This is a genomic window from Flexivirga meconopsidis (assembly GCF_026162425.1).
Lineage (GTDB): Bacteria > Actinomycetota > Actinomycetes > Actinomycetales > Dermatophilaceae > Flexivirga > Flexivirga meconopsidis.
This window is the reverse complement of sequence record NZ_JAOBQJ010000005.1, coordinates 519,506-545,429: the sequence shown is the minus strand read 5'-3', so window position 1 is coordinate 545,429 and position 25,924 is coordinate 519,506. Positions and strand designations below refer to the sequence as shown.

Annotated in this window: 24 protein-coding genes; 15 read left to right on the top strand and 9 right to left on the bottom strand. The window is 70.3% G+C overall.

From position 1 onward, the window contains the following. The first annotated feature begins 8 nt into the window (after nt 1-8). On the top strand, nt 9-3,188 hold the full coding sequence (locus N2M23_RS19055) for a glycosyltransferase (RefSeq protein WP_265447716.1): 3,180 nt from the start codon (nt 9-11) through the stop codon (nt 3,186-3,188). Next, nucleotides 3,185-4,639, top strand: a complete 1,455-nt coding sequence (locus N2M23_RS19050) for a DUF5719 family protein (RefSeq protein WP_265447715.1) — start codon at nt 3,185-3,187, stop codon at nt 4,637-4,639. Before N2M23_RS19055 ends, N2M23_RS19050 begins: the two co-directional genes overlap by 4 nt. A 13-nt stretch (nt 4,640-4,652) precedes the next feature. Here the strand turns inward: N2M23_RS19050 and N2M23_RS19045 are convergent, their stop codons facing one another. Together N2M23_RS19045 and N2M23_RS19040 are read right to left on the bottom strand one after the other, a co-directional pair. After that, the gene (locus tag N2M23_RS19045) at nt 4,653-5,483 is read right to left on the bottom strand and encodes an SDR family oxidoreductase (RefSeq protein WP_265447714.1); all 831 of its coding nucleotides are present in this window, start codon (nt 5,481-5,483) and stop codon (nt 4,653-4,655) included. Nucleotides 5,484-5,487: 4 nt separating this feature from the next. After that, the gene (locus N2M23_RS19040; RefSeq protein ID WP_265447713.1) at nt 5,488-5,874 is read right to left on the bottom strand and encodes a metallopeptidase family protein; all 387 of its coding nucleotides are present in this window, start codon (nt 5,872-5,874) and stop codon (nt 5,488-5,490) included. 151 nt (nt 5,875-6,025) lie between these two features. On the opposite strand from N2M23_RS19040, the gene N2M23_RS19035 reads away from it, so the two are divergent. From N2M23_RS19035 to N2M23_RS19010, 6 genes are read left to right on the top strand one after another with little or no spacing between them, the layout of a single operon-like run. After that, complete coding sequence (locus N2M23_RS19035; protein ID WP_425270263.1) at nt 6,026-6,331, top strand: DUF3499 domain-containing protein; 306 nt, start codon at nt 6,026-6,028, stop codon at nt 6,329-6,331. Nucleotides 6,332-6,342: 11 nt separating this feature from the next. Further along, entirely contained in the window at nt 6,343-7,761 is a 1,419-nt protein-coding gene (locus N2M23_RS19030) for a phosphomannomutase/phosphoglucomutase (RefSeq protein ID WP_265447711.1), read from the top strand. 2 nt (nt 7,762-7,763) lie between these two features. Further along, nucleotides 7,764-7,973, top strand: a complete 210-nt coding sequence (locus N2M23_RS19025; RefSeq protein WP_265447710.1) for a Trm112 family protein — start codon at nt 7,764-7,766, stop codon at nt 7,971-7,973. A gap of 12 nt (nt 7,974-7,985) precedes the next feature. Beyond that, entirely contained in the window at nt 7,986-9,173 is a 1,188-nt protein-coding gene (locus N2M23_RS19020) for an SIS domain-containing protein (protein WP_265447709.1), read from the top strand. A gap of 47 nt (nt 9,174-9,220) precedes the next feature. Beyond that, a complete protein-coding gene (gene kynA, locus N2M23_RS19015) occupies nt 9,221-10,039 on the top strand; it encodes a tryptophan 2,3-dioxygenase (protein WP_265447791.1) in 819 nt (272 codons plus the stop codon). Next, nucleotides 10,036-11,283, top strand: coding sequence for a kynureninase (locus tag N2M23_RS19010; RefSeq protein ID WP_265447708.1), 1,248 nt, complete (start codon nt 10,036-10,038; stop codon nt 11,281-11,283). The genes kynA and N2M23_RS19010 overlap by 4 nt, the downstream gene beginning before the upstream one ends. On the opposite strand, the gene N2M23_RS19005 is transcribed toward N2M23_RS19010, so the two are convergent. The 3 genes from N2M23_RS19005 to N2M23_RS18995 all read right to left on the bottom strand — a co-directional run bounded on the left by N2M23_RS19005 (nt 11,255) and on the right by N2M23_RS18995 (nt 14,141). Beyond that, a complete protein-coding gene (locus N2M23_RS19005) occupies nt 11,255-11,863 on the bottom strand; it encodes a hypothetical protein (protein ID WP_265447706.1) in 609 nt (202 codons plus the stop codon). The two genes, N2M23_RS19010 and N2M23_RS19005, sit on opposite strands and share 29 nt — an antisense overlap. Nucleotides 11,864-11,961: 98 nt before the next feature. After that, nucleotides 11,962-12,846, bottom strand: a complete 885-nt coding sequence (locus N2M23_RS19000; protein ID WP_265447704.1) for a hypothetical protein — start codon at nt 12,844-12,846, stop codon at nt 11,962-11,964. Between the two features lie 50 nt (nt 12,847-12,896). Next, nucleotides 12,897-14,141 carry an MFS transporter gene (locus N2M23_RS18995; protein ID WP_265447702.1) on the bottom strand — a complete coding sequence of 415 codons (1,245 nt, stop codon included), beginning with the start codon at nt 14,139-14,141 and terminating at the stop codon, nt 12,897-12,899. 94 nt (nt 14,142-14,235) lie between these two features. Between N2M23_RS18995 and N2M23_RS18990 the strand changes: the two genes are divergently transcribed. The 3 genes from N2M23_RS18990 to N2M23_RS18980 all read left to right on the top strand — a co-directional run bounded on the left by N2M23_RS18990 (nt 14,236) and on the right by N2M23_RS18980 (nt 18,095). Then, the gene (locus N2M23_RS18990; protein ID WP_265447700.1) at nt 14,236-15,606 is read left to right on the top strand and encodes a mycothione reductase; all 1,371 of its coding nucleotides are present in this window, start codon (nt 14,236-14,238) and stop codon (nt 15,604-15,606) included. A gap of 29 nt (nt 15,607-15,635) precedes the next feature. Further along, nucleotides 15,636-16,565, top strand: a complete 930-nt coding sequence (locus tag N2M23_RS18985) for a DUF808 domain-containing protein (RefSeq protein WP_265447698.1) — start codon at nt 15,636-15,638, stop codon at nt 16,563-16,565. 63 nt (nt 16,566-16,628) lie between these two features. After that, nucleotides 16,629-18,095, top strand: coding sequence for an HNH endonuclease (locus N2M23_RS18980; RefSeq protein WP_265447696.1), 1,467 nt, complete (start codon nt 16,629-16,631; stop codon nt 18,093-18,095). Here the strand turns inward: N2M23_RS18980 and bioD are convergent. From bioD to bioB, 4 genes are read right to left on the bottom strand one after another with little or no spacing between them, the layout of a single operon-like run. Next, nucleotides 18,025-18,735 (bottom strand): dethiobiotin synthase, encoded by a 711-nt coding sequence (gene bioD / locus N2M23_RS18975; RefSeq protein WP_265447695.1) that lies wholly within the window; start codon nt 18,733-18,735, stop codon nt 18,025-18,027. The genes N2M23_RS18980 and bioD overlap by 71 nt on opposite strands. Beyond that, nucleotides 18,735-19,874: an 8-amino-7-oxononanoate synthase gene (locus tag N2M23_RS18970; protein WP_265447694.1), complete on the bottom strand. Its 1,140-nt coding sequence runs from the start codon at nt 19,872-19,874 to the stop codon at nt 18,735-18,737. The genes bioD and N2M23_RS18970 overlap by 1 nt, the downstream gene beginning before the upstream one ends. Beyond that, nucleotides 19,871-21,232, bottom strand: coding sequence for an adenosylmethionine--8-amino-7-oxononanoate transaminase (gene bioA, locus N2M23_RS18965; RefSeq protein WP_265447692.1), 1,362 nt, complete (start codon nt 21,230-21,232; stop codon nt 19,871-19,873). Before bioA ends, N2M23_RS18970 begins: the two co-directional genes overlap by 4 nt. After that, nucleotides 21,225-22,310: a biotin synthase BioB gene (gene bioB, locus N2M23_RS18960; RefSeq protein WP_265447691.1), complete on the bottom strand. Its 1,086-nt coding sequence runs from the start codon at nt 22,308-22,310 to the stop codon at nt 21,225-21,227. The genes bioA and bioB overlap by 8 nt, the downstream gene beginning before the upstream one ends. Nucleotides 22,311-22,408: 98 nt before the next feature. Here bioB and N2M23_RS18955 point away from each other — a divergent pair, with 98 nt between their 5' ends. From N2M23_RS18955 to mtrA, 4 genes are all read left to right on the top strand, one after another. Next, nucleotides 22,409-22,975, top strand: a complete 567-nt coding sequence (locus N2M23_RS18955; protein ID WP_265447689.1) for a TetR family transcriptional regulator — start codon at nt 22,409-22,411, stop codon at nt 22,973-22,975. Further along, the gene (locus N2M23_RS18950) at nt 22,972-23,517 is read left to right on the top strand and encodes a DinB family protein (RefSeq protein WP_265447687.1); all 546 of its coding nucleotides are present in this window, start codon (nt 22,972-22,974) and stop codon (nt 23,515-23,517) included. The genes N2M23_RS18955 and N2M23_RS18950 overlap by 4 nt, the downstream gene beginning before the upstream one ends. Nucleotides 23,518-23,643: 126 nt before the next feature. Then, nucleotides 23,644-25,095: an adenosylhomocysteinase gene (gene ahcY, locus N2M23_RS18945; protein ID WP_265447686.1), complete on the top strand. Its 1,452-nt coding sequence runs from the start codon at nt 23,644-23,646 to the stop codon at nt 25,093-25,095. Between the two features lie 148 nt (nt 25,096-25,243). Further along, nucleotides 25,244-25,924 carry an MtrAB system response regulator MtrA gene (gene mtrA / locus N2M23_RS18940; RefSeq protein WP_265447685.1) on the top strand — a complete coding sequence of 227 codons (681 nt, stop codon included), beginning with the start codon at nt 25,244-25,246 and terminating at the stop codon, nt 25,922-25,924.

Below are 25,924 nucleotides of genomic sequence, written 5' to 3'. Positions count from 1 at the left end.
GTGCCGGGTTGTTGGCGACCGACGACGGCGCCGACACCGCACTGACCGTCACTGCGCTGCTGGTCGTGCAACACGCGGACCAGCCGGCACTCGCCGACACCCTGCGATCCCTGGCCTACGCAACCCGCGCACCGGACCGGCTGGTCGTGGTCGATGCGACGCCGGACCGAGACATCCCCGATCGCCTCGCGGAGGATGCCGACCTCACGGAGGCCTACCCGACGCTGTCAGTGGTCACCGTGCCCGGCGGCATGTCCTTCGCGCAGATCGTCGACACCGCGGTCACCGCGTTGCCCGACCCGGGCGAGGACGTCGTGGTCGCCCTGCGTTCCCGCCGCCGGGCGCGCAAGCGCCCGGTGCGTCCACGCGACCGCGACGAGTGGCTGTGGCTGCTGCACGAGGACAGCGCACCGGACCCCGATGCCCTGGAGCAGCTGCTCACCGTCGCCGCACAGAGCGACCGCATCGGCATCGCCGGCTGCAAGGTGCTCGACGGCGACGACTCGCGACGACTGGTCAATGTCGGCCTGGACCTGACCCGCACCGGCCGGCACGTCGGCGAGGCGATGCAGGGCGAACCCGACCAGGGCCAGCACGACGATCGCCGGGACGTGCTCGGCGTCAGCAGCGCCGGCATGCTCGTACGACGCGACGCCTACCTGGTGCTCGGCGGATTCGACCCGGCCTTCGACGGCGACGGTGACGGCCTCGACCTGGCCTGGCGCGCGCACCTGATCGGCCGGCAGGTCGTCGTGGTTCCGGCGGCCCGAGTCCGGCAGGACCTGAACGGCCGCGACGGCGACGTGGACCGGCCGGCGCCACGCAGCGCACGCACTCTGCGACGGCACCGCCAGGTGGCGCTCGCGCGCTGCTCACTACTCGCCTTGCCGTTCATGGCCCTGTGGATCCTGCTCAGCTGCACCGCGCTCGGCGTCATCATGCTGCTGCTCAAACGCCCGCGCCGTTCATTTGCCGAGTTTGCCCAGGCCACAGCGCCTTTCGGGGTCAGCCGGATCCTCGGAGCACGGTGGCGGTTCGTCGGCCGGGCGAGCACCCGGCGGCGCAACCTGCGGGGCGTCTTCGTGCCGTGGAGCGGCGCGGTCGGCCATGCGATCGACTCGATCGGCGACGCGGTGGCGATCGAACCCACCCGGCGCGACATCGCCACCCCGGGCGCGGCGGAGACCGGCCCGGTCGGCGACGACGTCGAGGCGCTGCCCGCATCGACCCGACCGGGAGGCGGCCCGCTGCGTAATCCGGGTCTGTGGCTGACGGTGGTGTTGCTCGTCGTCGCCGGGTTCTGCTGGCGCGACCTGATCACCGGCGGGGCGATCCGCGGCACCGGCAACGGGCTGACCGGGGGAGCGCTGCAGCCCTTCGCGACCGACGCCTCCGGTGTATGGCGCATGTGGCGCGACGCGTGGACCGGCAGCGGTCTCGGCGCGCCGGCGACGCCCACGCCATACCTCGTGGTGCTGGCGCCGCTCGCCTGGCTCGCCCAGCAACTGCCCGGCGTGCACGGCTCCGCCTCGGCCGCCGCGGTGGTCGCCTGGCTGCTTGTGCTGGCCATGCCGTTGTCCGGTCTGGTCGCCTACCGCGCCGGCCGCATAGCCACCCACGCCCGCTGGCCGCGGGCTGCCGCGGCACTGGCCTGGGCGACCCTGCCGACGTTGACGACCGCGGTGGCGGCTGGGCGGATCGGCGCCGTCGTCGGGCACATCGTCTTTCCGTTCGCGTTGGCCGGAGCGTTCGAGATCGGCCGTCGCCGGGCGAGCGTCCCGGTCACCTGCGGCACCGTCCTGGCGGCGGCGCTCGTCGGTGCGTTCGCGCCGCCGCTGCTGCTGGTGGTCTCGCTCGTCGCGCTGGCCTCGGCGCTGCTGCGCCCCGGCTGGGCGCGGCTGCGTGGCGTGGTCGTCGCAGTGCTGCCGTGGCTGCTGCTCGGCTGGTGGACCCGCGCGCTCTTCAGCGACTGGCGTGCGGTGCTGGCCGGCCCGGGTGGCCTGGACATCCCGCGGGACCAGCCGGCGTGGCAGTTGGCGCTGCTGCACCCCGGCGGCCCTGGCTCGTATGCCGTGCTGGCCTCCGTGCCGGTGTTGGTCTTCGGCGTCGCGGGCTTGCTGCGTGCCGGCTTCGGCAAGGCCTCGACCGGACTCGCGCTGGTCGGTCTGCTCGGCCTGGCCGCAGGTCTTGGCGCCGGCCACCTGGAGCTCGTGCAGTGGTCCGACGGCCCGCGCACCCCGTGGGCCGGCTTCGGTCTCGATGTCTTCGCGGCGGCGCTGCTCGGTGCTGCGCTGCTCGGGGTGCGAGGTCTGCTGGCCGAGCGCCGCGGGCCCGCGGCCCGGATGGTGCGTCGCCCGCTCCAGGCGGCGACCGCGCTCGCCTGTGTCATCTTCGCCGCGACCGCAGGGCTGGTCGCGGCGAAGGCGCTACCCACTCCCGCGCTGCGCGCTGCGCCCGCCGGGCCACCGAGCGTGATCGCCGAGCAGCTGACCGGCCGCAACGCGGTGCGCGTGCTGCGGCTGACCGTTGCACACTCGGGGGCGTTCACCTACCGCCTCGACGGCCGCGAGACCGGCGCTCCGGCGGCCAGCCTGCAGGAGCCGCGCCCGAGTGGCGGGGACGCCACCGCGGTCGCTGTCGCCCAGCTGGTCCAGCCCGGGGCAGGCGCCGACGCAGCGCGCGGATTGCGTGACCTGGCAGTCGGTTTCGTGACGGTCGACGGTCCGGGGGACCGAGCCACCATCTCCACGTCGCTGCAGCAGGTCGCCGGACTGACCCAGATCTCCGGTGCGACGAAGCAGTCGATCTGGAGGGTCGACGGTCGCACACCGAGCAGCCGACTGTGGCTCGAGCAGGACGGGCAGGCGGTCCGGGCGTTGCCGTCGACGGTCGCGCACGCACGGTCTGGCACCCGAGTGCCGGCCGGCCCGCCGGGGCGGGCCGTGGTCGTCTCCGAAGGCTCCGCATGGCGGGATCACGGCCGGGTTTCCTTGAACGGCAAGCAGATCCAACCGGAGGCCAGCGATGGGCAGCTGCGCTACCCGATCCCGGCGAGCGGCGGGCGGCTGGTGGTCGACCCCGGCATCGCGCACGACACGGTCAACCTCGCACAGTTGTCGCTGGCCGCGGTGCTGGTCTTCCTCGCTGTGCCGTTCGGTAACCGCCGATCCAGGAAGCGCGGCGCATGAGAGTCAGCGGGATGGTGCGCGCCGTCGTCGCGGTCGCGGTCGGCGGTGGACTGGTCTGGGGCGCGGGGGAGGCGACCGGGACGGTCGATGTCACCAAGGGCTCCGACGTCCGTGAGCTCAATGCAGACTCGACGTCGGGCGCGCTCCAGCAGGCACGACTGACCTGCACCGGCCCGGATCGCGCGGGCGCCGCCGGCAGCGTCGGCGCCAAGCAAGCCGTCAGCGTCAACGGCGCGTCGGCACCCACTGCGTTGCTCAGTGGCGCCGGGTCGGACGGAAGCGTCACGCTCGGCGGATCTGGTGCAAAGACAACCGATTTCGCCATACAGCGTGGGGGAGTGGGGTCGGCGAAGGTCGCTGGAGACGTCGCGCCCCAGCTCGACGTGCGTGATGGGCTCGCGCCCGGGTTCACCGCCAGTCAGGGCGGGTTGGTCGACGACGCCTCGGGACGGGGACTGACGCTGAGCTCGTGCGGTGCGCCGGTCCGCGACGGCTGGTTCTTCGGCGGCGGTGCCGACAAGGGCCGGGTTGCGCGTCTCGTGCTGGTCAACCCCGGCGCCACCCCCGCGACGGTTGACGCTGCGGTCCTTGGCGCGTCCGGGGCCGACGCGAACAAGTCGGTCAAGGGCCTGGTGTTGGCTCCCGGAGAGCGCAAGGTGATCGTGCTGGGCGCCTTCCCGCGATCGCTCGCCAACGCCGCCGTGCACGTGACGGCGACCGGCGGCGGGGTGGTTGCCACGCTCACCGACGCCTGGATGGACGGGGAGACACCGGTCGGTGAGGCGACCTCCAATGCCACTGCCGCTCCCGCGAAAGACCTTGTGATTGCCGGCGTTGCGGCATCCGACGCGGCGCCGGAGGTGCGCGTCGCGGTGCCCGGCCCCGACGACGCCATCGTGCGCGTGCGGGCAATCGACGACTCGGGTGCCGTCGCGGCCGACAAGGTGCGCACTGTGTCCGCAGGCACGACGGATGCGGTGACTCTGAGTGGACTCAGGCCGGGCAAGTACCAGCTGCGGGTGACGTCTGACGTGCCGGTAGCGGCCGCGGCGCTCGGCCGCACCGCCGCCTCCGGCCGCACCGACATCGCCTGGGCTCCCGCCGCGACCGCGATCACCGGCCTGACCGGTGCCGCTCTGCCGACCGCGGTGCCGGGCGGACGCGCCACGTTGATGGTGTCGTCACCGAAGGGCGGCGCCGTGGATGTCGAGACCGTCACCGACAAGGGCAGTAGCCGTTCGCGCATCACCGTGCGGTCGGATCGGCCTGTCGTGCAACAGCTTCCGGCGTCCGTGCGCGCGGTCTGGCTGCGCCCCGCGGACGACGTGAGTGCCTACGCCACCGTTCTCGTGGACGGGAAGGACGCCAAGGGCGGCTTGTCGGCGGCGCTGCCGCTGCTGCCGGTGTCCACCACCGGGACATCGGTCTCGATGACCCCGGCGCGGGGCTGACGACGGTTCTGCCTCAGCCCTGCTCGGCCAACCACTGCACGTAGCTGCGCCCGCCTCGGCGAGCGGTCGGGCCGGGCAGGTTGCTGCCCTCGGACAAGCCACGCAGCACGCCGCCGACCCGGGGCAGGCGGAGCAGCCGCGGCGCGGTCCGGCCGCGTACGTGCGCGGTCAACACGGCGAGCTCGCGCGCGCTCAGCACCTCCGGTCCGGCAAACTCGACCGGCTCGACGGGCAGCTTCTCGTCGAGTGCGAGATCCACCAGTTGCGTTGCCAGCCAACGAGAGTCGCATGGAGCAAAGCGCAAGCCGCGCATCCCGACCCCGAGCGGTCCGAGGTGGGCGCCGACGAGCTTCGCGACCAGCTCGTGCACCTGGGTGGCGCGGGCGATGACGTGCGGGCGGTCCGAGGCAGTCACGACGGTCTCGGACTCCGCCTTGATCCGGTAGTAGGGCAGCGGGTTGTCCCAGCAGCCGACGATCGACACGTGCACCAGCCGAGCGTCGGGCGCCCACCTCGCCATCGCCTCGGTCAGTCGGCGGGTCCCGTCGATGTCGACCTCCCGGCCGCGGGAGGCGTCGGACGCGCAGTGGATGACCGCCTGCACCTGCGACACCGCGTCCTGCAGGCCGGCACCGGTGATGAGGTCGCCCTCGACATACACCAGGCCCTCGGTCGTGCTGGGCTTGGCCAGCCGGGTCAGCACCCGCGCGGGGATCTGCGACTGCAGCAGCTCCAGCACCACCTGGGAACCGATGGTGCCGGTGCCTCCGGTGACCAGCACCGGCTGCCGACCGAGCCCCGGCAGGCCCGGGATCAGCGGCGGCGGTAGGGCGGCGTCGGACATCGGGTCAGTCCTCCAGGTCGTCGGGGTGGATGCCGATGACGTGGGCCACCTGCTCGGCCAGCACGTCTTCGACCAGATCACCGAGCTCGGTCTCGGTCACCGCCCGGGACTCGATCGGTCGCCGGTAGAGCACGACACGGGCCGCGCGGCCGCGTTCGGCGGGGAAGCTACGCCCGAGGGCGAGCTGCGCCTCCCACGGCGCGGGATCGGTGGACGGCACGTCCTCGACGGCGAACTCGATGTCGGCGAGCTGACGCCGCAGCCGGCGCTCCAGGGTCTCGACCGCGTCGAGCACGACGTCGTCGAACTGTGCCGAACGGCTCTGCATGGCGGGCACCGGCGGCCAGGCCAACGGCCCGCGCACGCCGCGTCCGTGCCGGTCGGACCTCATGCGAACCTCACGGAACGACTTTAACCACAGTCATGCCCGCGGTTACGGCGTGCCTGGGCGGCGGGCGCGTCGCGGGGCGTTAGAGTCTCCCCTCGTGACGGCGCCGAGGGTCAAACGACAGTGTTCCCGCACCGCGTGCAGCGGCGGCGCAGTGGCGACCCTCACCTATGTGCACGCCGACCAGACCGTCGTCGTCGGCCCGCTCGCCACGTATGCCGAGCCGCACTCCTACGACCTGTGTGCCGAGCACACCACCCGGCTGACGGCGCCGCGCGGGTGGGACGTCGTACGCCTCGCGATCGACCTCACCGAGCCCGAGCCGACACCGGATGACCTGCTGGCGCTCGCCGACGCGGTGCGTGCCGCGGGGCGGCCGCCGGCACCGCGACCGGAGCCCGAGCGAGCCACCGGACGGCCCGTGCTGACAGTGCTGCCCGGGCTGGAGGCGCACCGGTAGGCTGCCCGACTGTGACTAGTCGCCGGCTTGCCGAATTCATCAAGGCGTATGACGTCCGGGGTCTGGTCCCGGAGCAACTCGACGAGACCGTGGCGGCGGAGATCGGGGCGTCGTTCGCCGACGTCGTGGCGATCCCCGAGGGCGCGAAAGGCATCGTCGTCGGCCACGACATGCGCCCGAGTTCGCCGCTGCTGGCCAGGGCGTTCGCGTCCGGCGCGGCGCAGCGTGGCATCGACGTGGTCGAGATCGGCCTGTGCTCCACGGACGGCCTCTACTACGCGAGCGGCGCGCTCGAGGTGCCCGGTGCGATGTTCACCGCCAGCCACAACCCCGCGCAATACAACGGGATCAAGCTGTGCCGTGCGGGTGCGCGGCCGGTGAGCCAGGAGTCGGGGCTGGCGGACATCACCACGCTCGCCCAGCAGCGCCTCGACGCACGCGAGCCGGAGCCCGCGGAGGTCGGGACACCCGGCACGATCACCCAGCGCGACATGCTCGCCGACTACGCCGGATTCCTGCGCGGTCTGGTCGACCTGAGCGGCGGACGGGAGCTCACCGTCGTCGTCGACGCCGGCAACGGGATGGGCGGTCACACGGTGCCTGCCGTGCTCGGCACCGCGGCCGGCTTGCCCGAACTGCCGATGAAGGTCATCCCGTTGTACTTCGAGCTGGACGGCACCTTCCCCAACCACGAGGCGAACCCGCTGGAGCCGGAGAACCTGCGGGATCTGCAGGCCGCGGTGCGCGAGCACGGCGCCGACATCGGGCTGGCCTTCGACGGCGACGCCGACCGCTGCTTCGTGGTCGACGAACGCGGCGAGCCGGTCAGCCCATCGGCGGTGACCGCCCTCGTCGCGACGCGGGAGATCGCCAAGGCCGGGTCCGGCGCGAGCGTCGTGCACAACCTCATCTCCTCGCGTGCGGTGCCCGAGATCATCACCGAGGCGGGCGGCGTGCCGGTCCGCACCCGTGTGGGCCACTCGTTCATCAAGGCCGAAATGGCAACGTACGACGCGATTTTCGGCGGTGAGCACTCGGCGCACTACTACTTCCGCGACTTCTGGTTCGCCGACACCGGCATGTTGGCCGCGATGCACGTGCTCGCGGCCCTCGGCGAGCAGGATGCGCCGTTGTCGCAACTGATGGCGTCATACAGCCGTTATGTCGCAAGCGGTGAGATCAACTCGACCGTGCACGACGCGGCTGCCGCGACCGCGCGGGTGCGCAGCTGGGCGGACGGTGAGGGCGAGGTGGCCGCCGATGAGCTCGACGGCTTGACGATCACTCACGACGCCGCACCGATGTGGTGGCTGAACGTGCGCGCCAGCAATACCGAGCCGCTGCTGCGTCTCAACGTCGAAGCGGCGGACAGTGCGACCATGGAACGAGTGCGCGACGCCGCACTGCATCAGATCCGGCAGGAGGCCTGACCATGACCACGGCAACCCTCGACCCCTGGCTGCGCGAGATTCTGCGCTGCCCCGTCGGTCTGCACGAGCTGGTGGACGCAACCGGCCCTTCCGGTGAGCCGGAGCTGCAGTGCACTGCCGACTGCGGTGGGCCCGGGCAGCGGCGGGCTTACCGGATCGAGGCCGGGGTGCCGGTGCTGCTTGCCGACGAAGCCCGCCTCTTCACCGTCTGACGCGGAACGCGGATGCCCTACCTCGACGAGTCGTGGATCGACGACCCGGAGGAGCTTGCACGACGCGACTCGCGCGACAGTCTGCGGGCGCTCGCCACGGCCGGCGCACAGGTGCGCGAGGCGGTGACGCTGTCACAGGAGGGCGGCGTCGACAAGGTCGCCTACGGGGAACGTCCCCGATCCGTGGTGGTCGCGGCACTGGGTGGCAGCGCGTTGGTCGCCGACGTGCTGGAGCTGCTCGCCGAACCGTCGTCACCCGTGCCGGTCACGGTGCGCCGCAACTTGCCGTTGCCCGGCTGGGTGGGTCCGCTCGACCTGGTCATCGCGGTGTCGTTGTCCGGCACGGCCGACGGGCCGGTGGCGCTGGCGCGGGAAGCCGCTCGACGGGGCGCCGCGTTGCTGACGGTTGGTGCCGACGAGTCGCCGCTGGCCGAGGTCAGCCGGCGTTCGCGCGGGGTGCACATCGGCGTCGGCCGGGGCCGCACCTCGTCGCGCACCTCGCTGTGGTCGCTGCTCACCCCGGTGCTGCTGGCCGCGGACGTGCTCGGTCTGGCCGATGTGCCGGAGGACGTATTTCCTGAGCTGGCAAGGCGATTGGATGATCAGGCCGATGCCTGCCGCCCGTCGTCGGAGTCGTTCGTCAATCCCGCGAAGCTGATCGCGGTGCAACTTGCCGAGACCGTCCCGGTGGTGCTCGGCGACAACGCGCTGGCCGGTGTCGCGGCGGCGCGCGCGTCGTCGATGCTGGCCCGCACCGCACGGATCCCGGCCACCTGGGGCGAACTGCCCGACGCTGCATCCCAGGTGGTGGCGTGCTTCGACGGCCCGTTCACCGCCGGTGGTGGCAGCGGCGCGGGTGGCAACTCCGGTGCGTCGGCCGACCTGTTCGCCGACCCGTTCCTGGACGCTCCGGCGCAGCCCAAACTGGGGCTGATGATGCTGCGCGACGTCGCGGTCCAGCCGCCGACCCCGGCCGGCGACGAGGCGCAGGCGCTCACCGAGGCGTTGCTGCAGACCGCGCGGGCCGCAGGAGTCAAGGTGATCGAATCCACCGCATCGGCAGGGCATCCCGTGGTGCGACTGGCCGAACTCGTGTCGCTGGTCGACTTCGCGGCGACCTACCTGGCAATCGGGCTCGGGGTGGACCCGGCGGTGTCCCCGCACATTGCCGATCTGCGCGACCGGACCTCCGGGGAGTGAGCCGTCCGGGTACCGTGCTGAGCGTGAGCCACGACACGACCCGGGACATGTCCTATGCCGATTATCTGGATCTGAAGACACTGCTCTCGGCGCAGCATCCGCTGGCGCAGCCGCCGCAGCACGACGAGCTGCTCTTCATCATCCAACACCAGACCAGCGAGTTGTGGTTCAAGCTGGTGTTGCACGAACTTCGTTCCGCGCGTGAGCTTTTCGAGCAGGACGAGCTGCAGGCCGCATTGAAGCGGCTGGCTCGGGTCAAGCACATCCAGGCCACACTGACCGGCCAATGGTCGGTGCTCGCGACACTGACGCCCAGCGAGTACTCGCAGTTCCGGGAGTTCCTCGCGACCTCGTCCGGCTTCCAGTCGGTGCAGTATCGCGCGGTCGAATTCCTGCTGGGCAACAAGAAGGCCGAGATGGTGCGTGTCTTCGATCGGGAGCCGCAGTGGCAGGCGGTGCTGGCGCAGCTGCTCGACGAGCCGAGCCTCTACGACGTGTTCTTGCAACTGCTCGCCCGCCGCGGGTTCGCGGTGCCGGCGGACGTGATCGACCGTGACTGGTCGCAGCCGTACACCTCTCGCGACGAGGTGCTGCAGGTCTTCCAGCAGGTGTATGCCGATCCGGCCGCGCACTGGGACATCTACGAGACCTGCGAGGAGCTGGTCGACCTGGAGGACAACTTCCAGCAGTGGCGCTTCCGCCACCTGAAGACCGTCGAGCGGATCATCGGCACTGCGCGCGGCACCGGCGGAAGCTCCGGAGTGACCTTTTTGCGCAAGGCGCTGGACCAGACCTTCTTCCCCGAGCTGTATGCCGTCCGAGGCGTCATTGCGACCGGTTCGGTGGAGCGGAGCGGGCAGCGATGAACGCCGAATTGCTCCAGCGCGCAGCGGAACTCGACGCCGCGGATCCCCTTGCGGCATACCTGAATGAATTCGTGCCGATCGACGAGCCCGGCTTCGTTGCCTACCTGGACGGCAACTCGCTCGGGCGGCCGACCAAGCGTGCGGCGGCCGATCTGCAAGCACTGGTCGCCGGCGCGTGGGGCACCAGTCTGATCCGGAGCTGGACGGACGGAGACGACCCGTGGATGCAATGGCCGGAGCGGGTGGGCGACGAGATCGCCACGGCCTGCCTTGGTGCCGCGTCCGGGCAGACCGTGGTCGCGGACTCGACGACCGTGCTGCTCTACAAGCTCGCCCGCGCGGCATTGACCGCCCGACCCGGCCGGGACGAGATCGTGCTCGACACGGACAACTTCCCGACCGATCGCTATGTGCTGGAAGGGATCGCAAGCGAGTGCGGCATGTCGCTGCGCTGGATCGACACCGACCCGCGGGAAGGGGTACACGCCGAGCAGGTTGCTGAGGCAGCAGGGGAGCGGACCGCGCTCGTCGTGCTCTCCCACGTCGCCTACCGATCCGGGTGGGTCGCGGATCTACCTGCGATCGCTGCGATTTCGCACCAGGCCGGCGCGCTGTTGCTGGCCGATCTGTGTCACTCGGTCGGCGCGTTGCCGGTGCAGCTCGACGCGTGGGGCGTCGACCTGGCGGTCGGCTGCACCTACAAGTTCCTCGGCGGCGGCCCCGGTGCACCGGCGTTCGGATACGTGCGTCGAGACCTGCAGGACCACGTGCGCCAGCCGATCCAGGGCTGGATGGGGCGGGCGGATCCATTCACGATGGGGCCCGGCTACCAACCGGCCGCCGGCATCCGTGCGCTGGTGAGCGGCACGCCGCCGATCGTCGGGATGGTGCCGGTGCGAGCCGGCGTGGACCTCATCGCTCGGGCCGGCATCGACGCAATCCGGAGCAAGTCGACCGGGCTCACCTCGCTCGCCATCGACGTCGTCGACAGCTGGCCGGATTCGCTTGGGGTGCAGGTGAATTCGCCACGTGATGCGACCCGGCGCGGCGGGCATGTCACGATCAGCCGGGGTGACTTCCGGCAGGTGAACGCCAGCCTTTGGGAGCGTGGCGTCATACCTGATTTCCGTGCGCCGGACGGGATCCGGCTCGGGCTTGCTCCGCTCTGCACGTCCTATACGGACGTCGTGCGGGCCCTCGAAGTTGCCCGAACCGTCATGACGCGAGGTGCCGAGGCTCCCTGAACACCGAGCTGTCCCACGGACGGTTGACGACGGCGGCCGACTCGAGCGCGAGGACGATGTCGGCGAGCGCACTGGTCACCGTCAGATCCTGCGCCGGGTCCGGCGCGATCAGCGACGGCTGGAACCGTACGGCGGCCACCAGCTCGGTGCCGGCGTCAAGCAACTGCTGCTGGGCGTGGATCACCGGCAGGTCACTGGTCTCCGAGACGCAGACGATCGCCGCGGGCAGGTCGGCGAGCGGGTTCGGGCTCCGGCGTCCGGGCAGCTGCAATGCGGCAGTCAGCGAGGCCGCATCCTCCTGTTCGCTGCTGCCGACATACACGATCGCGGCATGCGCCCGGTTCAGCCGGACCCGGTAGTCGCGCCGGGCCGCCTGCAGCCGCGCGCGCGTCGAGGAGGTGCCGCTGTAGGCCACCGCGTCCAGCGAGAACGGGTCGGGCGGCAGGGTCCGGGCGAAAGTCCCCGCCAGCTCGGCCAGCGTCGCCAGCAGCGGGTCTGGCCGAGTGCCGGCGATGAGTGCTTGGAGCCGAATGGTTGTCGGTGGACCGGCGAGGGTCGCCAAATGCCGTCCGGTATTCATGATGATCCTTCCCCACTAATTCGGTGGGGACGGTAGGGGTGCGGAGTGCCGGCTGTCCAGAGAAAAGTGAACATGTGAACGCGACGTGATGAATCCCATCAGAATTCCCATCGGAAACCGAAGGATCCGGGGCCGAAACCCCAATGGGCAGCGAACAATTGGCCATCTCGCAGCGAGGCCTCCCAGGAGCGTTCGACACCGACCGCGTCGACGACGAACTCGGTGCACCGTCGTGGCTGAAGCTCGCTGTCGAAACTCACCGACACCACGCACTCCGCCATGCGGGTGGGGGCGAGGAAGGACCACATCAGGTCCGGTGAGCCAGTCCAGGACTCAGGCACCTCGTACTCGGTGAGGATGGATTCGTGCAGCCGCAGCGGACGGGGCGTGGCCGCCTGTATGACGAGCACGCCGCTATCCGCGTCGAACACGACCTCGTCGAGGCTGAGGTTGGTGACCGGTCGGACGATGGGCGGGCCGTCGATCTCCTTCTCGGCCGCGTAGAAGATCGGGAAGACCTGCGCGCCGTCCCGTCTCGCCCGCCAGATGTCGCGTACCGCGAGATGGCACGTCTGGCCGCGCCCGTCGATGGTGGCGATCTGCTGACTGCTGCGCTGCTCCAACTCCGTCGGCAGGTCGGCAAACGGCGCCGACCGACCGGCGCGGACCCGGTCGACACCGTCGGCCAGCTCGCGGTCGACCAGGGTGCGGTAGCCGACCGTCTTGCTCGGGCCGCCGCGGCGTGACGGGCCACGCGTATCGAGCAACGTGCCGGGTGTGAGCTCGAGCAGCTCCTCGATCGCGGAGATCGCGGTGAGCGAGCGCTGTCGCTCGGGAACGCGGTCGCCCGATCGCCAGTAGCTGAGGGTGGTGAGGCCGAGCGGCACTCCACGGGCGGCAAGTTGCTGGTGCAGGGAGCGCAGGGTGCACCCGCGATCCTCCATGGCGCGACGCAGTGCCTGGTCGAACGTCAAGGTGCTCATTACTCATGAGGGTGCCTCATCGCGCGGGTCGTCGGGTGGATGCGCGCCGGTCATTCGGCAAGCAAGTGTGAACGGTGAACAGTCGCGTTGAGCGCCGCGGCCGCGAGCAGGACGACGGCCGTCACGACGAACACCGGTCGTAGCCCCCAGTGCGCCCCGGCATACCCGCCCATGAGCGGGCCGGTGACCTGCCCGACGTACTGGGCCGAGACCGAGAAGCCGAGGATCCTTCCTACGACGTGGTCGGGTGCGCGATGTCTGATCGCTGCGGTGATCGCGGGCAACAGGCCGCCGAGCGCTGCTCCCATCAGGAAGCGCAGGACGGCCAGGACCGGCACGTTCGGTGCGGCGCCCTGGGCGAGCAGCAGGACCCCCGCCGCGGTGAGGCAGCCGATGATCACGCGCACGTGCCCGATCCGGTCGGCCAGCCGGCCGAGCCGGGGCGCGGTGAGGATGCTGCCGAGTGCGCCGAGTGCCATGATCACCCCGGCGCCGAAGGACGCGTGTGAGGTGCCGCCGGCGAGCTGGCCGACGAACAGGGTGATCGTCGGCTCGACCGACATCGTCGCGAACATCAGGAGGCTCGCCGTGCCGAGCAGCACCAGCACGACACCCGGGCGGTCCAGTTGGGACCACGGCCGTTGCAGCCGGGCGGCCTTGTGGCCCGGTGGTTTTCGGTCCTCGTGCAGCAGGAAAACCGTGCCCAGGAAGGCGAGGAAGATCAGCCCGCCGGACACTAAAAAGGTGGTGCGCACGCCGACGAGCTCCGGTGCGAAACCACCGAACAGCGGGCCGACGATGTTTCCGGCCATAACGCCTCCGGAGAGCACGCCGAGTGCCCAGGCGCTGCGCTCCTTGGGGGTCTGGGAGGCGACCAGGATCGTCGAGCCCGAGGCGAAGCCGCCGAGCAGGCCGGTGAGCAGGCGGAGACCGACCAGTTGCCAGACGTTTTGGGCGAGGCCGATGCAGGACATCACGATCGCCATACCCAGGCTGGCCCGGATCAGCATCGACTTGCGGCCGAAGCGGTCGCCGAGCGCACCCCAGAGCGGAGCCGTGAGGGCGGCGGTGAAAAAGGTCGCACTGTAGGCGATGCCCGACCAGCGCAACACCGTGCCGCGGTCGTCGACGCCGAGTTGCTCGACGAAGATCGGCAGGTAGGGGATCAGCATCGTCATCGCGACGATCGTGGTGAACGAACCGGCGACGCAGACGGCGAGATTGCGCTTCCAGTGCGCGCTTTCGGCCGGTGTGGCGGGCGGTGTTGCGACGGGCGCCGTCGCGGGTTCGGGCATGTGGCCCAGCGTGGCCCCCGGGGCCCGGCGCCGGGAGACGGCATCCACAATATGGACGTTTGTCTCGCGATATGAAACGACCTACGCTGGTGTCGTGACGCATTTCGATCTGGCCATCATCGGCACCGGCTCCGGCAATTCACTGGTCACTCCCGACTTCGACGGCAAGAAGGTGGCGGTGATCGAGGAGGGCACGTTCGGCGGAACCTGCCTCAATGTCGGGTGCATCCCGACCAAGATGTTCGTCTACGCCTCCGACGTTGCCGACGCGGTGCGCGAGTCGAACCGATACGGCATCGACTCCACGTTGGACAGCGTGCGGTGGCGGGAGATCCGCGACCGGGTCTTCGGCCGGATCGACCCGATCGCCCAGGGCGGCAAGGACTATCGCGTCAACGGGCCGAACACCACGGCGTACCTCGGCCACGCGACGTTCAACGGGCCCAACTCGCTCATCGTCGACGTCGACGGGGTCCCGCAGGAGGTCACCGCGGACCAGATCGTCATCGCCACCGGTGGCCATTCGGTGGTGCCGCCGGTCATCGCCGACTCCGGCGTGCCGTTCCACACCAGCGACACGATCATGCGCATTGATGAACTGCCCACGTCGCTGGTCATTCTCGGCGGCGGGTTCATCGCCTCGGAGTTCGCGCACGTCTTCGGTGCGCTCGGCGTCGACATCCGCATCGTCACCCGCGGCCCGGCGATGCTGCGCGCCGAGGACGAAGAGATCAGCCGCGACTTCACCCAGCTCGCCGGCAAGCAGTGGGAGCTGCACCTCGATGCGACCGTCACCGGCGCGCGCCAGGCCGGCGGCGAGGTCGTCTTGGAGCTCGCCGGGGGTGAGACGGTCGCCGGCGAGATGTTGCTGGTCGCGACCGGTCGCGAGCCCAACACCGCACGCCTGGGGCTCGAAAAGGCTGGCGTCGCAACGCATTCGGACGGTCGGGTGCAGGTCGACGAATACGGGCGCACGACGGTGCCGGGGGTGTGGTCGCTCGGGGACGCGTCATCGCCATACCAGTTGAAGCACGTGGCCAACCACGAAGCGCGGGTCGTCGCGCACAACCTCGCGCATCCGGACGACCTGCAGAAGTTCAACCACGAGTTCGTGCCGTCGGCGGTCTTCACCCACCCGCAGGTGTCGTCGGTCGGCCTCACCGAGGCGCAGGCGCGTGACGCCGGCATCGACGTGACGGTCAAGGTGCAGCGGTACGGCGACACGGCATACGGCTGGGCGATGGAGGACACCACCAGCATCTTCAAGGTGATCGCCGACCGGAAGACCCGGCAGATCGTCGGCGCCCACGTGATGGGGCCGCAGGCGAGCTCGCTGATCCAGCCGGTGATCCAGGCGATGAGCTTCGGCCTGCCGGCGCCGGAGATGGCCCGCGGCCAGTACTGGATACACCCGGCGTTGATGGAGGTCGTCGAAAACGCCGTGCTGGGACTGGACTTCGAGTGACCTGGACGTCTGCTGCATAGACTGCGCGCATGGCTGGAGGACTCGTAGCCCTGCTCGACGACGTTGCCGCGCTCGCCAAGCTGGCGGCGGCATCCGTCGACGACGTCGGCGCCGCCACCGGGCGTGCCAGTGCCAAGGCGGTCGGCGTCGTCGTGGACGACACGGCGGTGACCCCGAGGTATGTCGAGGGGCTCTCCGCCGCGCGCGAACTGCCGATCATCCGCAAGATCGCCATCGGGTCACTGCGTAACAAGCTGCTGATCATCCTGCCGGTTGCGATGATCCTCAGTCAGTTCGCCGAGTGGGCGCTGACGCCGATCCTGATGCTCGGCGGCACCTACCTGTGCTTCGAGGGTGCCGAGAAGTTGTGGGAGGCGCTGCGCGGGCACACCGAGGAGGCGTCGGGGGAGCCGAAGGACGAGAAGACGGTCATTGCAGGCGCGATCCGGACCGACCTCATCCTGTCTGCGGAGATCATGGTCATCGCGCTCAACGAGGTCGACAGCGAGCCGTTCGTGTCACGCCTCATCATCCTGATCGTGGTCGCCATCGTGATCACCATCCTGGTCTACGGCGTGGTCGCGCTGATCGTGAAGATGGACGACATCGGCCTCGCGCTCGCCGACGGTGCCACCGGGGTGCGGGAGAAGATTGGCCGCGGCATGGTCAAGGGCATGCCGATGGTGATGCGGGTGCTGTCGACCGTCGGCGTCGTCGCGATGCTGTGGGTCGGCGGGCACATCCTGCTGGTCGGCACCGACGAGCTCGGCTGGCACACGCTCTACAGCTTCGTGCACCACGTGGAGACTGCGGTCAAGGACGCCACCGGCGCGCTCGGCGGCGTGCTCGGCTGGATCACCAACACCTTCTTCTCGGCCGTGCTGGGACTGGTCGTCGGAGCGATCGTGGTGGCCGTGCTGCACCTCGTGCCGCGGCGGAAGGCCGAAGCGCACGCCTAAGGGGCCGGCCGCCCACGGCCATCCTCAAAACGGTTGTCGGTGGCCAGGTTTACGTTGACTCTCATGGTCGATGAGGTGATCCAGCAGCCGGGCGCGGAGGGTGCCGTGCTGGATGCTGCCGCCGTGCGCCAGATTCACGACCGGCTCGACGCGCGACCGAAGACCGACACCGTGGCCGCCTGTCTCGAGGAGGTGCGGGCGCTGCAGGAGCTGCGCAATGCGATCAGTGCTCGCCAGGCCGAACTGACCCTCCTCGCGCACGAACTGCAGGCGGCGGCCGACAAAGACCGGGGCATTGCTGAGCAGGAGACCACCCGAGTAGTGGCTTCCCAGGTCGGACTGGCTCGTCGGACCAGTCCGCGAAACGGCTCCCGCCTGGTTGCGCTGGCGCAGGCGCTCACCGACATGCCGCGCACCATGCAGGCGCTGCGCGCGGGGGTGATCGGCGAATGGCAGGCGACGCTGGTCACGCGCGAGACGATCTTCCTGTCGGCGCAGGATCGCGCCGAGGTCGACGCCCAGGTCGCCGACCAGCTCGGGACCGCGTCCGACCGACACCTCGAGCGGGCGGCGCGAGCTGCGGCATACCGGGTCGATCCGGGGGTGGCGGCTGCCCGCCGCGCGAAGGCCGTCGGTGACCGGCGGGTCACGCTGCGGCCGGCGCCCGACGCGATGACCTGGCTGACCGCGCATCTGCCGGTTCAGGACGGCTTGGCGTGTATGGCGGCGCTCAACGGCGCGCTGCACGACCGGCCGGCGCCAGCGGACGCCCCCGCGAAATCGATGACCAGGGGCCAGCGGATGGCCGACACGTTCGTCGAGCGGTTGACCGGGCGTTCACCCGCGCGGGGCGCAGACGTCGAGGTGCAGTTGCTGATGCCGATCTCGACGCTGACCGCTGACGAGCCGGCAGTGGTTCCCGGGTACGGACCGGTGCCGGCCGACCTCGCGCGCGAGATGGTCGGTGGTGCCGCACCAGCCACTCCGCCACGGACGCAGCCGGACGACCCGCCCCGCTGGCGATCGTTCGCCGACCATCTCTTGGCGCAGACCGGCGCCGATGCCGAACCACAGCCGGGGCGGCGAGTGCACATCCGGCGCGTGTTCACTCACCCGTCGTCCGGCGACCTGATCGGCATGGATTCTCGGTCGCGCACATACCCGGGTCTGCTGGCGCAACTGATCGGGTTGCGTGACCAGATCTGCCGGACACCCTGGTGTGGCGCACCGATCGCACACACCGATCACATCCGGCCGCACAGCCAGGGCGGACCGACGAGTGAGCGCAATGGCGCCGGACTATGCGCGCAGTGCAACTACGCCAAGGAACACCCCGATTTCGAGGTAGTCGGTGACGCGGCCTACAGCATGACCACGTCTGGCGGCGTGAGCGCGGCGAGCCGTCCCCCGCGCCCGCCGGAGATGTCGCCGCCCACCAGGTCGCCGATCGAGCGCGAGCTCATGGAACTGACCTGGCGGCACGACCTGACGCGTCGACGACCGCCGCCAGGTCCGGGAGCCAGCCCGTAGCCTCGGCGCGGAAGCGGTCCCGCGCCATCGCGCCCGCACCCTCCGCTATGACGCCGAGCAACGGCGCCGGGCCGTCGGCCAGGGCTCGCCGATTGCTCAGCTCGACCTGCGACGGATCCTGGCGCCAGGATCCGATGATCACGCCGGCGATGCGAATCTGCCTTCGCTGCAACGCTTCCAGCGTGAGTGCCGTGTGGTTCAGCGTGCCGAGACCGGGGCGCGCAACCACGACGGTCGAACTCTGCGGCAGGGTAGCTGCGAGGTCGGCGAGGGTTTCGCCGGCCGAGGTGAGTTCGACCAGCAAGCCGCCCGCACCCTCGACGAGCACGGCGTCGTGTGACGCTGCCAGTCGCTCGATCGTGGCGACATGGTCGGCGAGGGTGGGCAATTGCGCGTCCTCGAGTGCCGCCGCCGGTGGCGGCGCCATCGGCTCTCGAAGTCGCACGCCCTCGACCCCGGCGATGCCGGTGAGGCGCTCGACCTCGGCGACGTCGCCGGCCTCGCCGGGCTGCACCCCGGTCTGGGTCGGTTTGTAGACGACGACGGAGTTGCCGGCCTGCTGCAGCGCGGCGGCGACGGCGGCCGTCGCGACGGTCTTGCCCACGTCGGTGTCGGTGCCGGTCACGATCAGGACGGTCATCAGGCGGGCAACTCCTCGTGGGTGGCGGCTTCGCTCACGGCGCGGATCCGGTCTGCGGCGTCGACCGCGTCCGACAGCGCCAGGTCCGCCCGGGCCGTGATGCGGAGCCGGGAGATCCCGTCCGGGACACTCGGCGGCCGGAAGCACCCGACGAGCACGCCCTGGGCGCGCAGCGCGTCGCGTGCCTGCACTGCGGTCGACGGACTCGGCATCGGCAACGACTGGACGGCGCCGGCGGACGGTGCGATCCGGCATCGTGCCGCGATGACCGCGGCACGCTCGTGGACGGCGGCCGCCAGGTGCGGCGACGACGCCACGATGTTCGCGGCGGTGGTGGCGGCGCCGGCCGCGGCCGGCGCGAGTCCGGTGTCGAAGATGAACGTGCGGGCCGCATTCACCAGGTGATCGCGCAGCCGGTCGGTGCCGAGCACCACGCCGCCCTGTGCTCCGAGGGACTTGGAGAGCGTCGCCGTCACGACCAGGCCCGGTGCTCCGGCGAGGCCGGAGGCGTGCACCAGCCCCCGGCCGTCACCGGCGACGCCGATGCCGTGAGCCTCGTCCACCACCAGCAGCGCACCGTGGCGGCGGCACACGTCATAGAGGTCGGTGAGCGGAGCGGCGTCGCCGAGCACGGAGTAGATCGACTCGACGGCGACGAGGACGCGCACCCCGTCGAGCGCGCGCAGGCGGGCGTCGAGCGCGGCCGGGTCGTTGTGCCCGACGAGTTTGTACGGCGTGCGCGACATCCGCGCCGCGTCGTGCAGGGAGGCATGCGCATGCTCGTCCAGCACGATGTGCGCACCGCGCCCGGCCAGCGCCGTGACGACCCCGAGGTTGGCCGCGTACCCGCTCGAAAACGCAAGGGCCGCAGGCTGATCGGTGAGAGAGCGCAACGACGACTCGAGCTCCCGATGGACGGGAAGCGTGCCCGTGACCAGACGTGACGCACCCGCCGAGGCGCCGAACCGGTCGGTAGCGTCGATCGCTGCCGCGATCACCCGAGGGTCGTGCGAAAGGCCGAGGTAGTCGTTGGATGCCAGGTCGACCATCGCGTCGTCTCGCAGTACCCGGTCGCTGCGTTCGGTGCCGCGCTGCCGTCGCAGTGCCGCGCGCTCGGCGAGCCAGTCGTCCCAGCTCATCCGTGCACCTCGCGCACCGCGCCGATCAGTCCGTCGCAGATCTGCGCCACGTCGTCCTCGGTGCAGACGTAGGGCGGCATCGTGTAGACGAGATCGCGGAACGGCCGCACCCACACCCCACGATCGAGGGCAGCTCGTGTCACGGCCGGCACGTCCACCCCACTTCCGAGCTGTATGACGCCAACCGCGCCCAGCGTGCGCACGTCGATGACGGAGGACAGCCCGCGCGCGGGTGCGAGTCCTCGGCGCAGCGCCTGCGAAACTCGGGAAACGTTGTGTTTCCAGGTGGATTCGACGATGTCCACGGATGCGCCGGCGATCGCGCACGCCAGTGGGTTGGCCATGAAAGTGGGTCCGTGCAGCAGGGCCCCGAACTCCGACCGGGTGATCACCAGGCCCACGTCCGCCGTCATCAAGACGGCGGCCAGGCTGAGATAGCCACCCGTCAGTGCCTTTCCGACGCACATCACGTCGGGCGCGACGTCTGCCCACTCGGAGGCGAAAAGCCTTCCGGTGCGGCCAAATCCGGTTGCGATCTCGTCGGCGACCAACAGCAGGCCGAGCTCGTCGGCGACCTCACGCATCACCTGCAGGCAGCGGGGATGGTAGGGCCGCATGCCGCCGGCGCCCTGGAGCACCGGCTCGACGACGATCGCCGCGAGCGTGTCGCGGTGCGCGTCCGCCACCGAGCGAAACTCCGATTCCCAGGCAGCCAGGACGTTTTCGTCGGTCTGCCAGGTCTCGTCGTCGGCCAGCCTGGCGATCGGCGGCCGCGGTGCAAAGACGTGTCGGGCGAGCACACCGGGAAAGGCCGAGTGCATGCCGTCGACCGGGTCGCACACGCTCATCGCCGCGAACGTGTCCCCGTGGTATCCGCCGCGAATCGTGAGGAACTGCTGACGACGGGGCCGCCCGGCCGCCGCCTGATACTGCAACGCCAGCTTCAGCGCGACCTCGACGGACACCGACCCCGAGTCGGCGAAGAAGACGTGCGCCATCGGTCCCGGCGCGATCGCCGTCAGCCGCTCGGCCAGCGCGACCGCCGGCTCGTGGGTGAGCCCGCCGAACATCACGTGGCTGAACGCGTCGAGTTGCCGTCGCGCCGCGTCGTCGAGCTCCGGGTGACGGTAGCCGTGCACCGCACACCACCAGGAAGCCATCGCGTCGATCGCCTCGATCGGCGCTCCGCCCTCCGGCGGCTGCAACGTCAACCGCACTCCGGAGGCGGCCGAAACCCCATAGGGCGCAGGCCCGTTCAGTGGCGCGTACGGGTGCCAGACGAGCCCGCCGTCGCGTGCGGAAAGCGAGTCGCGTGCCGCGAGCGAGTCGGTGGCGGTGCGTGCCGTGACCTCAGGCATTCGGCTGCAGCTGAGTCCCCGCGCCACGCCGCCGGATGGCCGGATCGTGTGACTCCTCGAGTGCCACCGACCCATCCTCGGCCGCCGCGCCCGGGTCTTCCTCCGACCCCAGCACCACGAACCCGTTGTCCCGGATCAGTGCCAGGTCGGCCTCCGCGGCCTGTCCCTCGGAGGTGAGGTAGTCGCCGAGGAAGATCGAGTTGGCCAGGTGCAGGGCCTGCGCCTGCAGCGACCGCAGATGCATCTCGCGACCACCGGCGATGCGGATCTCCTTGTCGGGACAGACGATTCGCGCCATTGCAAGGATCTTGAGGCAGCGCAGGGGAGTGAGCTCCCACCGGTCGGCGAACTCCGTGCCGTCGAACGGCATGAGGAAGTTGACCGGGATCGAGTCGGAGTCGAGCTCGCGGAGCGCGAAGAGCGCCTCCACCAGTTGCTCGTCCGACTCGCCGAGCCCGGCGATCAGGCCGGAACACGGCGACAGGCCGGCCGACTTCGCCTTGCCGACGGTGTCCACCCGGTCGGCGTACGTGTGACTCGTGACGATCGAATCGTGGTGTGACTCGGCGGTGTTGATGTTGTGGTTGTAGGCGTCGACACCGGCGTCCCGCAGTCGCTCGGCCTGACCGTCCTTGAGCAGTCCGAGGCAGGCGCACACCTCGACCTCCGGGTGCTCGTCCTTCAGTGCGCCGACCATCGCCGACACCCGGTCGACATCGCGGTCGGTCGGCCCGCGCCCGCTGCTGACCATGCAGATGCGGGTGGCGCCGCCGCGCAGCCCGGCCGATGCCTGCTCGATCGCCTCGTCGGTCTGCAGCCACTTGTATTTCAGGATCTCGGCCTTCGAGCCGAGGGCCTGCGAGCAGTAGTGGCAGTCCTCGGGGCACAGTCCGGATTTGAGGTTGACCAGGTAGTTCACCTTGACCGTGTTGCCGAAGTGCTCGCGCCGCAGCCGTGCCACCGCCGCGACCATCGGCAGCACTTCGTCGTCCGGGGTGCGCAGCACGGCGAGCGCGTCGGCCTCGGTTGCGACGTCTCCGGCCAGGATGTCGGTGACTCGCTCTTGGATGGACGGCATGGCACTCCTTCGGGGAAACTGGACGCCGAGTCGGCTCTTGAACGCTGTTCAAGTATGCCGGTCCAAGTCGCGAAACGAGGGCGGGGAGGTGAAATCGGGTGCCGCTGTCCACTGACGAGGTCATCGACACGGCCGCCGAGCTGTTGCGCCGCCACGGCCTCGCCGACCTGTCGATGCGCCGTCTGGCGACCGAGCTCGGCGTGCGACCGGGCGCGCTCTACTGGCATGTCGACAACAAGCAGACCCTGCTCATCCGGGTCGCCGACCGGGTCCTGGCGGACGTGCCGACGACGACGACCGGCGCGCCGGCGCGCGACATCCGCCGACTGCTCAGCGACATCCGCGCCGCCGTCCTGCCCGTCCCCGACGGCGGCGAGGTCGTTGCCCTCGGCTACGCGCTCGACCCGACCTCGGTGCAGGTCTTCGTCCACCTGCGCCGGCTGATCGGCGACCTCGGGGTGGCCGGCCGCGACCGGGCGGCGGCCACCGACCTGATCGTGCACCACGTGCTGGGTTCGATTGCCGCGCAACAGGACCGACAGCTCGCCGGCCTGTCGACGCGAGGCGCGGCCGCAGCTTTCGACCGGGGCGTCGCACTCGTGCTCGACCGACTCACCCAACCCGCCGCCGCGCCCCGACTCGCGCCCCAGGAGGAAGCGACATGACCGACGACACACCGATCGTCCCGGACGACAAGGACTGGACCTGGACCATCGAATCCCGTTGTCCCGAATGCGGATTCGACGCCAGCACCGTCGAGGCGTCTCAGCTCGGCGACGCCATCCGGTCCGCGACCCTGCCCTGGGGTGCGGTGCTCGCCCGCGAGGACGTCCGCGTCCGTCATACCCCCGGCGTCTGGTCGGACCTGGAGTACGGCGTGCACGTGCGCGACGTCTGCCGGGTCTTCGACGATCGCCTTCACCTGATGCTCGACGAGGACGACCCCGAGTTCGCCGACTGGGACCAGGGCGCCGCAGCCGTTGCGGGTCGCTACGCCGAGCAGGACCCCGAGTCCGTCGCCCGCGGCATCGGCACCGACGCCTCCGCCCTGGCCGCCGACTACGACACGGTGACCGACGATCAGTGGCGGCGCACCGGACGACGGTCCAACGGCTCGCGGTTCACCGTGCTCACCCTCGGGCGCTACTGCGTGCACGACCTGATGCACCACCTGCACGACGTGAAGGCGCCGGACGTGACCGGCTAAACTCGCCCGTGGCCGGCGTGGGTGATGACCCTTGCGACTCCGACAGGACGGAACGCCATGCAGCCCAGAGGGGCGCGCCGGGTCCGATACCGATCCAGTAGTCGATCTCAAGGAGAACGGACACCCATGTCCTTCGATCACAAGGTTAAAGACCTGAGCCTCGCCGAGGCCGGCCGTCACCAGCTGCGTCTCGCCGAGCACGAGATGCCCGGCCTGATGGCGCTGCGCGAGGAGTATGGCGCGAGCCAGCCGCTCAAGGGCGCGAAGATCGCCGGTTCGCTGCACATGACCGTGCAGACCGCGGTGCTCATCGAGACCCTCACCGCACTCGGCGCCGAGGTCCGCTGGGCCTCCTGCAACATCTACTCCACCCAGGACGAGGCGGCCGCCGCGGTCGTCGTCGGCCCGAACGGCACCGTGGACGACCCGCAGGGCGTCCCGGTCTTCGCCTGGAAGGGCGAGACCCTCCCGGAGTACTGGGAGTGCACCAACCAGATCCTCACCTGGCCGAACGGCGACGGCCCCAACATGATCCTGGACGACGGCGGCGACGCCACGATGCTCGTCCACAAGGGTCGCGAGTGGGAGGCCGCCGGCCAGGTGCCGCCGACGACCGACGAGGACCCGGAGGAGTTCCAGGTCTTCAAGGAGCTGGTGCGGCAGACGCTGAAGTCCGACCCGCAGAAGTGGACCACGATCTCCGAGGGCATCAAGGGTGTCACCGAGGAGACCACCACCGGCGTCCACCGCCTCTACGAGCTGGCCAAGACCGGCGACCTGCTCTTCCCGGCGATCAACGTCAACGACTCGGTCACCAAGTCCAAGTTCGACAACAAGTACGGCATCCGCCACTCGCTGCCGGACGGCATCAACCGCGCCACCGACGTGCTGATGGGCGGCAAGGTCGCGGTCGTCTGCGGCTACGGCGACGTCGGCAAGGGCGCCGCCGAGGCGCTGCGCGGCCAGGGCTCGCGGGTCATCGTCACCGAGATCGACCCGATCTGCGCGCTGCAGGCCGCGATGGACGGCTACCAGGTCGCCCGCCTGGAGGACGTGCTCGGCGAGGGTGACATCTTCATCACCACGACCGGCAACTTCGACATCATCACCGCCGACCACATGCAGCGCATGAAGGACAAGGCGATCGTCGGCAACATCGGTCACTTCGACAACGAGATCGACATGGCCGGCCTGGCCAAGGTGCCGGGCATCACGAAGACCGAGATCAAGCCGCAGGTGCACGAGTGGACGATGCCCGCAAAGGACGGCCGGCCTGCCACCTCGATCATCGTGCTGTCCGAGGGCCGGCTGCTCAACCTGGGCAACGCGACCGGTCACCCGAGCTTCGTGATGTCCAACTCGTTCGCCAACCAGACGATCGCGCAGATCGAGCTGTTCACCAAGCCCGGTGACTACGCGAAGCAGGTCTACGTGCTGCCCAAGCACCTCGACGAGAAGGTGGCGCGCCTGCACCTGCCGGCGCTCGGCGTCGAGCTCACCGAGCTGACCAAGGAGCAGGCCGAGTACATCGGCGTCGACGTGGCCGGCCCCTATAAGCCGGAGCACTACCGCTACTGATCGACCGGCATGCCCGGAGGGCGCCGACACGTGGGCGAGCAGCCCGACGTGTCGGCGCCCTTCCCGTATGACGACATACGCTGGTCCCCGACGTCGCAAGACCATTCGGGGGTAGGCGACGCTTCACGGAAAGGAACGGGTCAAGAAGGTGACCAACGCACGAGTACTCGTCGTCGACGACGACCCCTCGCTCGCCGAGATGCTCGGCATCATCCTGCAAGGCGAAGGCCTGGAGGTCAGCCACTGCGCGGACGGTAGTGGCGCACTGGACGCCTTTCACGAGAGCAAACCGGACATGGTGTTGCTCGACGTGATGCTGCCCGGTGTCGACGGCATCGAGGTATGCCGGCGCATCCGTGCCGAGTCGCACGTGCCGATCGTCATGCTCACCGCCCGCACCGACACCGTCGACGTGGTGGTCGGCCTGGAGTCGGGGGCGGACGACTACATCACCAAGCCGTTCAAGCCGCAGGAGCTGGTCGCCCGGGTGCGTGCGCGGCTGCGCCGCGGCGACGAGCCGGAGGCCGAACTGCTCGAGCTCGGCGACCTCACCATCGACGTCGCCGGCCACTCGGTGAAGCGTGACGGCGCGCCGATCGCGTTGACGCCGCTGGAGTTCGACCTGCTGGTCGCGCTCGGTCGCAAACCGTGGCAGGTGTTCTCCCGCGAGACGCTGCTGGAGCAGGTGTGGGGTTACCGGCACGCCGGTGACACCCGCCTGGTCAACGTGCACGTGCAGCGGCTGCGCTCGAAGGTGGAGAAGGACCCGGAGAACCCGGAGATCGTGCTCACCGTCCGCGGCGTCGGGTACAAGGCGGGGCCGGCCTGA